Raw genomic sequence first — 9521 nt, 5'->3', positions numbered from 1 at the left:
CTCGTAGAATATAGTTTAGATCAGTATTTCTGCTTTCTAATTACCCTGATTTTAAAAAAAATAGATAACAAGATTCCTTACGGAATTTGTTTCGATATTATTGAATTTCCCAGATACAATGGATGTATGGAAAGGATCCATCGGGAATTTGCTCATTTCCCCTGTAGCTCTGTCTACGATAAAAAGTCTGTTACCCGAGCCATTGCTATCACTACCAACACACTAGCTGTTTCGATAACTGATTGGGCTTTTGGATAGTAGTTCAAAAGGTAGCCCCCAAAAGTTGTCATTGTATTCTCGTAGGCGAGGTTGTGGTTACGCAATGAGCTTCTGGGAAATCCCATAGTATCGAAGCATATTCCAAATAACCAATGAAAGGAGGTCCTTCCAAATGAACTTATTTGTCGGATTAGATGTCAGCTCTGAGAAACTAGATGTGTGCTTTTTATCAGACGATAACCAATTGACAATTCTTCTTGAAGCGAGTCTCGGAAATGACGTGAAAGGCGCTCATCAAATTAAACAAAAAATTTTAGAATTTCAAAATGTGTACTCGTTTTCTCAAATCGTCATAGGCATGGAGTCAACTTCTATGTACAGCTTTCATCCTGCTACATTTTTTAATGAGGATCGAGAATTAAAGCGTATAAATACCGTCGTTACCATCGAAAATCCTTTTCGCATCAAGCAATTCAGTCGAATATTTGATGAAGATAAAACAGATAAAAATGATGCGATGCGAATCGCTGACTTTTTAAGAATCCAAAGATTCACTACGTCTCCCATTAAAGAAGAGAAATATATGGCTCTTCAACGTTTAACTCGCACACGTTACCAATTAATTGGACAACTTGTAGAAACGAAACAACATTTTCTCGAAAATTTAACTTACAAATGCAACACGCTCACGCGTGAGTTAAAGAATAGCGAAACTCCTTCTTCTGTATTTGGAGCTACCTTAATCGCTTTAATGACAGAAGATTATGGGTTAGAAGAATTAGCTCAAATGCCTTTAACAGATTTCGCCTCTTTGCTTCAAGAAAAAGGTAACGGCCGGTTTAAAAATCCAGAAGGATTAGCGAAAACGATTCAACGAGCCATTACTATGTCTTATCGTTTAGGAGAAGTCGCTCAAGAATCCATCAATATTATCCTGAGTATTCTTGCTCGCGAAATTCGTGCACTCGAAGCCAGTATCAAAGACCTTGATAAGGCAATTGAACAGCTCGTAATGGTCCTACCAGAATACCAATGCTTGACGAGTATTCCTGGTGTTGGAAAAGTGTATGCTGCTGGATTACTAGCTGAGATCGGACAAATCCAACGATTTGAAGACCAAACGAAACTAGCTAAATATGCCGGATTAAGCTGGAAAATCAAGCAATCTGGAAATTATCAGTCTGAAAATACGCCCTTAACCAAACAAGGCAATCGTTATCTTCGCTATTACTTAGTTGAGGCTGCCAATTCAGTAAGAAGATATTTGCCTGAATATCAAGCATTTTATCAAAAGAAATACAAAGAAACACCCAAACATCAACACAAAAGAGCCATCGTCTTAACCGCAAGAAAATTTGTGCGTCTGGTGGATACGCTACTACGTAACCATCAACTCTACACGCCACCAAGGAGCGTGATAGAAAAATAACACTTTGTTATTGACGCAATCTTGGAAACGGCCCGAAAAAATTTCATTTTTGGTCGGGTCTATTTCCGTATGCTGAAAAAATCGCACCTAGAAAAAATCAGTCTTGTTTTACTCTTGACTTATTACCACTAGACTTTACATTTCGTTATAGTAAGTTGATGAAATAAGTATAAAGAGTAATTGTTTATAGGAGGAAATATCGATTTCTTATAACGGTTATAACTTTTTGTTAGAGGTGTGTACGATGGATTTGGAGGCAGTACGATCGTTTATTGAAGTGAAGCATACGCGAAGTTTATCAAAGGCAAGTAAGATTTTACATATATCACAACCAGCGCTTAGTAAACAAATTCAAAAGTTAGAAGCGGATTTAGAGGTTACTTTACTTAAACGTTCTGCGCAAGGAGTAGAGTTAACGGAGGCAGGAGAGTTATTTATAAAAAGAATGTTACCGATTTTGGAGCAAATAAATGAAGTGAAAACAGAAATGAGGGGGTATCAAGAGAACCGGAAGTTTTCAATTGGTATACTACCGAGTTTAGCGGAGCATTACATATCAGAATGTAAAGATATATTAGGTGATGAGTTCGAAGTGGAATGGCAAATCGGGCATACGGAAGTATTAAGAGATTTATTTAAAGCGCGGGAGATTGACGCGATGTTCATCGATTCAGTAGTAGAAGGTGCTACGTATATAAAAGAAGTGCAACAAGAGAAAATTGTTTGTGCCGTTTCAAATAATCATCCGTACAAAGAGAAGATAGTCATTCAAATAGAAGAGCTGCACAATGAAAAATTAATTGTATATCCAGAAATATGTGATGTAAGGAAAATGATTATGAACATGTTTCATGAAATAGGTGTAAAACCAACTATAGCTGTGGAAACATCTTACGCAGAACCGATGCTTGCAATGGTAAAAGCTGGTCTTGGTATCACGTTACTTCCAGAAAGGGCAGTAGAGCAGTCTGTAAGGCAAGGAAATGTACATGTAATTTCTGTTGAACCACCACTCATGCGGAAAATTTATTTCGTATCCCATACGAAAGATTGTTTGTTATTACAATCATTTGAGGATAGGGAGTGAGGTAGGCGGAATATTGAGAAAGATTACAATCACATTGAAAGAAACATGAAATTTTAAAAAAAACTAGGTCAAAAACAAACCATTACATGGTATGATTAGTACATTGTTAGTTGTTAAATATAGGGGAATTCCCTTTTTATACATAATGCCTTCCATTTCATAAACGGAACGGACAAAAAAAGAGATATAACTAGGAGGCTTTTTTGCATGGATTCTATCCTGACGATCGTTATCATTGTAGTAAGCTCTATTCTAGTGCTGCTCATGATAGAGCTTGTGATAAGAAATCGTTCATATAAAGATATTGAAGCACTGGAGCAGTGGAAACAAGAGATAAAAGATAAACCTGTGGCAGATGAACTAAAACGGGTAAAAGATTTAAACATGACGGGTCAAACAGAAGAACTGTTTGGTAAATGGCGTGAAGAATGGGATGAAATTGTATCAACAACCCTTCCGAAAGCTGACAAAGATTTAGCGCAAGCGCGAAAATTCGCCTCGCAATTCTCCTTCCGAAAAGCAAAGCATGCGATGAACGAATCCATAAGTGGTTTAGATGACGCTGATAATCGTATTACTGACATTTTAAATGAATTACAGCAATTGTTAGAAAGCCATGAGAAAAATAGCTCGGAAATTGAAGGGTTACGTGATACATATCGTAGTATGAAAAAGAGTGTTCTTGCTCATAGACATATGTATGGAGCAGCAGAGCAGAAAATCGAAGAGATGCTAGACGCTGAATCTGAGAAATTTAAAACCTTTGAAGAAGCAACAAACAATGGCGACTATTTAAAAGCGAGAGAAATTGTTATTAGTTTGGAAGAAGGTTTAGCAGATTTAGAAATCATTATTCACCAAATTCCAGATTTATTGGTAGAGTGTCAAGCGACGTTACCAGTTCAGCTGGAAGATTTATTACACGGACATAATGATATGGTAAGACAAGGTTATGTATTAGATTATTTGGAAGTCCCTAAAGAAGTTCGCGATATGACGAAACAACTACAAACATGTTTAATGGATATACAGGAGCTTCATATAACAGAAGCGGCTGAAAAAGTAGAAAACTTAAAAACACGTTTAGATGGCTTCTACGATCAATTGGAACAAGAAGTACATGCGAGACATTATGTGGAGCAAAAAACACTTTCTGTTTACGATGACTTAGAAGAAATGCGTATCGAAACGATTGAAACGAAAACAGAAACACAACTTGTGAAACAAAGCTATCAGTTACAAGATAAAGACATTGAGTCTCAAAAAGTAATTGAAAAGCAAATGCACATTTTAACGAAACGTTTTGAAATGCTACAATTACGCGTTGCAGAACAAGATATTGCCTTCTCTATTATTCGTGAGGAACTAGAAGAGGTTTATGAGCAATGTGAAACGTTAAAAGTACTTCATGCAGAATATAAAGAAATGCTGCAAGCGATGCGCAAAGAAGAATTTGAAGCACGTGAGAAGTTACAAGAAATGCGAAATACTATTTTCGAAACGAAACGCTTTATGCAAAAGTCGAATTTGCCAGGTCTTCCAGAGAGTATTATGGAAGATTTAAAAAGAGGGCAAATGGCAATGCAAGCTGCATATGAACAATTAGAAGTGAAGCCGTTAAATATGAACGCTGTAAATAGCAGTTTAGAAGAAGCATACACAACTGTGAACGGTGTGGCTGAAATGACAGAAGAGTTAATTGGACAAGCATATTTAGTGGAAAAATTAATTCAGTACGGTAACCGTTACCGTAGTCATGATGAAAACCTAGCAGAAAGTTTAAATTATGCTGAGAAATTATTCCGTGAATACCAATACGATGCAGCTTTAGAACAAGCGGCTTCAGTATTAGAGCAACTTGAACCTGGCGTTGTTCAAAAAATAGCTGAATATGTAGACAATGAACAAACCCTTTCATAAAAGGGTTTGTTTTTTTGTGTAATTTTGCAGACGATGTTGCTATAATGAATAGCGGAATACAGCAAGGTTATTCGTTTCAAAATAAAGTGAAACTGTAATCAGTAGGAGGATTCATCCCCATTGATTACTAGCCTTCACCAATCGGGCATTTACGGACAGCCCGACTCCTACCTAACTTCTTTGCTCTAACTGGATTTTGAGGTGAGAGTCTTATTGCCCGTTCATGCGGGATAAAGTGAAACTGTAATAGGAGGGCATCCTCGACAATTATTAGCCTTCACCAATCGAGATAAAATGGAACCTTTGCGTAGTCTTAGCGTAATGACACGTATTTATGATATGATTATACGATGTGATAGCGCTGAAAGGGGAAGAACGATGATCTATTTTGATAATAGTGCGACGACGAAGCCATATCCAGAAGCTCTTCAATCGTACGTGACGGTTGCTGGGAAATATTTTGGTAATCCTTCTTCTATTCATTCGCTTGGAGGAGAGGCAGAGCGTCTATTAACACAATCAAGAACGATTGCAGCGCAGCTTCTTCGTGTTAAACCTTCTGAAATTATTTTTACATCAGGTGGAACGGAAGGGAATAACCTTGCGATTAAAGGGATAGCGATGAGGAATCGTTCGCGTGGCAAACATATCATTACAACAAATATTGAACACGCGTCTGTGTTTGAGGCATATAAGCAATTAGAAGAACTCGGGTTTGATGTAACATATTTACCGGTTAACGAGCATGGTGTTGTGTCGGTAGAAGATGTGAAACGAGCACTTCGTGAAGATACGATTCTTGTGTCAATTATTCATGTGAACAACGAAACTGGAGCAATTCAGCCCGTTGCTGAAATTGGAACGTTATTATCGAATCATCCGAAAATAAGATTCCATGTAGATCATGTACAAGGGATAGGGAAAGTACCGCTTGATTTATATGCGTCTCATATTGATCTTTGCTCAATATCTGGACATAAATTCCACAGTGTAAAAGGAACGGGTCTTCTTTATGTACGCGATGGCGTAAGATTAGATCCGATTTTATCAGGTGGTCAACAAGAGCTTAAGTATCGTTCTGGTACAGAAAATTTACCTGGCATTGTAGCGATGGTGAAAGCACTTCGTATGACAATGGAACAAGTGAAAGAAAAGGTAGCTCATTTGCAAAGTTTACAAGCAGAGCTTGTTCGTTTCTTTAAAGAGATGGAAGATGTAACGATTAACACGTCGCTTGCATATGCAGCACCGCACATTTTAAATGTATCATTTGTTGGTTTAAAACCAGAAGTAGTCGTTCATGCTTTAGAAGAACACGGTGTATATGTGTCAACGAAATCTGCTTGTTCTTCAAAAGCAAATGAAGTGAGCAGAGTGTTAGTGTCAATGGGAGTGCCGCATGCAGCAGCTGCAAGCGCTATTCGTATTAGTTTGGCACCAGAAAACACAATGGAAGAAGTAAAACAATTTGAAGGTATTGTAAAAGAGACGATGCCAAAATTATATGAAGTGATGAGGTAAAGAAATTATGTTGAAATATGAATATATTTTAGTGCGTTACGGAGAAATGACGACAAAAGGTAAGAACCGTTCTAAGTTTGTAAGCACATTAAAAGATAACGTGAAGTTCAAACTGAAAAAATTCCCAAATATTAAAATCGATGCAACACATGATCGTATGTACATCCAGTTAAATGGTGAAGATCATGAAGCAGTCTCTGAAAGATTGAAGGATGTATTTGGTATTCATAAGTTTAACTTAGCGATGAAAGTACCATCAGAATTAGAAGACATTAAAGAAGGTGCATTAGCAGCTTTCTTACAAGTAAAAGGTGATGTGAAAACATTTAAAATTACTGTACACCGTTCTTATAAGCATTTCCCAATGAGAACGATGGAATTATTACCTGAGATTGGCGGACACATTCTAGAAAATACAGAAGATAGTACAGTAGATGTTCATAATCCAGATGTAAATGTACGCGTAGAGATCCGCAGTGGCTATAGCTATATCATGTGCGATGAGCGTATGGGAGCTGGCGGTTTACCAGTTGGCGTTGGCGGAAAAGTAATGGTACTTCTTTCTGGTGGTATTGATAGCCCAGTAGCAGCTTACTTAACGATGAAACGCGGCGTATCTGTGGAAGCAGTTCACTTCCATAGTCCACCTTTCACAAGTGAGCGTGCAAAACAAAAAGTAATCGATTTAGCACAAGAGTTAACGAAGTATTGTAAACGAGTAACGCTTCACCTTGTTCCGTTTACAGAAGTGCAAAAAACGATTAATAAAGAAATCCCATCTAGCTATTCAATGACGGTTATGCGCCGTATGATGATGCGTATTACAGAACGCATTGCTGAGGAGCGTAACGCACTTGCAATTACGACTGGTGAAAGTCTTGGACAAGTAGCAAGCCAAACGTTAGATAGTATGCATACGATTAACGAAGTAACAAACTACCCAGTTATTCGTCCGCTTATTACGATGGATAAATTAGAGATTATTAAAATCGCTGAAGAAATCGGCACGTATGATATTTCAATTCGTCCATATGAAGATTGCTGTACTGTATTCACACCAGCAAGCCCAGCGACGAAGCCGAAACGTGAAAAAGCAAATCGTTTTGAAGCGAAATACGATTTCACACCATTAATCGATGAAGCTGTAGCGAACAAAGAAACAATGGTATTACAAACGGTAGAAGTAGTGGCGGAAGAAGAAAAATTTGAAGAACTTTTCTAAAACCATAAATTACCATATCTAAAACGTGTATGAAGTCATGTTATTTATCACACTCTATACTCACAAGGAGGTGATATAACATGTCACGTAGCACAAATAAATTAGCGGTTCCTGGTGCTGAATCAGCATTAGACCAAATGAAATACGAAATCGCTCAAGAGTTTGGTGTTCAACTTGGAGCTGATGCAACAGCTCGCGCTAACGGTTCTGTTGGTGGTGAAATCACTAAACGTCTAGTTTCACTAGCTGAGCAACAATTAGGCGGTTACCAAAAATAATCCCATATGATGGCTTAGAAAGAGCGGGTTCTCCCGCTCTTTCTTTTTTTGTGTTGTGTCGCTATTTGTCGGTAAGTCGATGTAATTTCGTTTACTAATTCGACAGAACTGAAAAATTTGTCAAAAGAAGAGGGTTCAAAATTAACTGAAAATTCTTTATTATATAAAGGAGGCATAAAGAAAAGGGAGGATATTTTATGAAGCGAGAAGAATTGTTGGCGCCACCGTCTTATAATTTAGTTTCTGAAATAGAGAAATATACAGGTGATAAAGGGAAGTTAGCTTTAATTTGGCAAGATGATAAAGGGAATCGAAGGGAAGTTACATACGCTGAATTAATGCAAGGTGCGAATAAAATTGGAAACGCTTTTATAAAAAGTGGTTTGCAAAAAGGGGACAAGCTTCTCATTATGATGCCGCGTTTAATTGAAGCGTACATGACGTATATTGCTGCTATTAAAGCAGGATTTGTCGTAATTCCAAGCTCGGAAATGTTACGTAAAAAAGATATAGAATATCGAATTGGACATGGAGAAGTAAAAGCGATAGTAAGCTATGAGCCGTATATTAGGCAGTTTGATGATATAGAAGCGATGGAATCTCTTCGAAAATTTGTCCTGAGCGAACAGTCAGTAGATGGATGGATTAATTTAAAAACAGCGTTAGAAACAGAGAGTGACATGTTAGAAATGGCGAAGACAGATAAAGAAGATATGGTCTTTTTATCTTACACGTCAGGAACGACAGGAAATCCAAAAGGTGTCGTTCATACACATGCGTGGGCATACGCTCATTTACGTACGAGCGCTCCAAATTGGCTCGGAATTGAAGAGAATGATATTGTATGGGCAACAGCTAGTCCAGGCTGGCAAAAGTGGATTTGGAGCCCGTTTTTAGCAACTTTAGGATCAGGGGCAACAGGGTTTGTATATCACGGTAAGTTTGAACCGAAAACGTACCTAAACTTATTAGACGATAATAAGGTGAATGTACTTTGTTGTACACCGACTGAGTATAGATTAATGGCAAAGGTAGAAGATTTAAGCCAGTACAATTTAGAGGCACTACATAGCGCTGTATCGGCAGGTGAGCCGTTAAATAGAGAAGTCATTGAAACGTTCAAAAAGCACTTTCATATTACAGTGAGAGACGGCTATGGGCAAACGGAAAACACATTACTTGTTGGTGTAATGAAAGGGATGGATATTAGACCAGGATCAATGGGGAAACCAACGCCAGGTAACCATGTCGATATCGTAAATGAGGAAGGTACTCCAGTTAAAGTAGGCGAAGTTGGTGATATTGCAGTTCACATTGAAACGCCGGCCCTCTTTAAACAATATTACAAAGACGATGAGCGTACAGCGATGCAATTTCGCGGTGATTATTATATTACAGGTGATAAAGCGAAGAAAGATGAAGACGGCTACTTCTGGTTTGAAGGGCGCGGCGATGATATCATTATTAGCTCTGGTTATACAATCGGGCCGTTTGAAGTAGAGGATGCACTTGTAAAACATCCTTACGTAAGAGAATGTGCAGTTGTCGCAAGTCCTGATGAAATTCGTGGAAGTGTCGTGAAGGCATTTATCGTATTAAGAGAGAATATAGAAAAGAACGAAGAAATATTAATTCCAACACTCCAACAACACGTCAAAGAACTCACTGCACCATATAAATACCCTCGCAAAATTGAATTTGTAGATGAACTACCAAAAACGATTTCTGGAAAAATTCGCCGTATTGAACTTAGAAAACAAGAGATGGAGATTCCGTCAAAATAATTTTGAAAACAGTGAAGTAAATAGTTGAATGAAATGTAAATCAATGATAAAATAAAAACGA

Annotated in this window: 7 protein-coding genes; all 7 read left to right on the top strand. The window is 37.8% G+C overall.

Going from position 1 to position 9521, the window contains the following annotated elements; translation table 11 throughout:
* Positions 1-391: 391 nt before the first annotated feature.
* The 7 genes from V6946_RS24810 (at position 392) to mbcS (ending at position 9460) form a co-directional block, all read left to right on the top strand.
* Entirely contained in the window at positions 392-1648 is a 1257-nt protein-coding gene (locus V6946_RS24810) for an IS110 family transposase (RefSeq protein ID WP_256426878.1), read from the top strand.
* Positions 1649-1892: 244 nt separating this feature from the next.
* Positions 1893-2735, top strand: coding sequence for a LysR family transcriptional regulator (locus V6946_RS24805; RefSeq protein ID WP_000362529.1), 843 nt, complete (start codon positions 1893-1895; stop codon positions 2733-2735).
* Between the two features lie 207 nt (positions 2736-2942).
* Entirely contained in the window at positions 2943-4655 is a 1713-nt protein-coding gene (gene ezrA, locus V6946_RS24800) for a septation ring formation regulator EzrA (protein ID WP_366981552.1), read from the top strand.
* Positions 4656-5033: 378 nt separating this feature from the next.
* Positions 5034-6176, top strand: a complete 1143-nt coding sequence (locus tag V6946_RS24795) for a cysteine desulfurase family protein (protein ID WP_000638992.1) — start codon at positions 5034-5036, stop codon at positions 6174-6176.
* A 7-nt stretch (positions 6177-6183) separates the two neighbouring features.
* Positions 6184-7398, top strand: coding sequence for a tRNA uracil 4-sulfurtransferase ThiI (thiI, locus tag V6946_RS24790; RefSeq protein ID WP_366981551.1), 1215 nt, complete (start codon positions 6184-6186; stop codon positions 7396-7398).
* 80 nt (positions 7399-7478) lie between these two features.
* Complete coding sequence (locus tag V6946_RS24785) at positions 7479-7676, top strand: alpha/beta-type small acid-soluble spore protein (RefSeq protein WP_000091640.1); 198 nt, start codon at positions 7479-7481, stop codon at positions 7674-7676.
* 197 nt (positions 7677-7873) lie between these two features.
* Positions 7874-9460, top strand: a complete 1587-nt coding sequence (mbcS, locus tag V6946_RS24780; protein ID WP_000817766.1) for an acyl-CoA synthetase MbcS — start codon at positions 7874-7876, stop codon at positions 9458-9460.
* Positions 9461-9521 lie beyond the last annotated feature (61 nt).

The organism is Bacillus sp. PPSBB_2 (genome assembly GCF_045291115.1).
In the GTDB taxonomy this organism is placed as follows: domain Bacteria; phylum Bacillota; class Bacilli; order Bacillales; family Bacillaceae_G; genus Bacillus_A; species Bacillus_A cereus.
Note: the sequence above shows the minus strand (reverse complement) of the source record. Positions and strands in the feature narration are given on the sequence as shown.

Coding starts and splice junctions, on each gene's coding strand:
- V6946_RS24810 (WP_256426878.1), top strand. CDS start 392: ATGAACTTATTTGTCGGATTAGATGTCAGCTCTGAGAAACTAGATGTG.
- V6946_RS24805 (WP_000362529.1), top strand. CDS start 1,893: ATGGATTTGGAGGCAGTACGATCGTTTATTGAAGTGAAGCATACGCGA.
- ezrA (WP_366981552.1), top strand. CDS start 2,943: ATGGATTCTATCCTGACGATCGTTATCATTGTAGTAAGCTCTATTCTA.
- V6946_RS24795 (WP_000638992.1), top strand. CDS start 5,034: ATGATCTATTTTGATAATAGTGCGACGACGAAGCCATATCCAGAAGCT.
- thiI (WP_366981551.1), top strand. CDS start 6,184: ATGTTGAAATATGAATATATTTTAGTGCGTTACGGAGAAATGACGACA.
- V6946_RS24785 (WP_000091640.1), top strand. CDS start 7,479: ATGTCACGTAGCACAAATAAATTAGCGGTTCCTGGTGCTGAATCAGCA.
- mbcS (WP_000817766.1), top strand. CDS start 7,874: ATGAAGCGAGAAGAATTGTTGGCGCCACCGTCTTATAATTTAGTTTCT.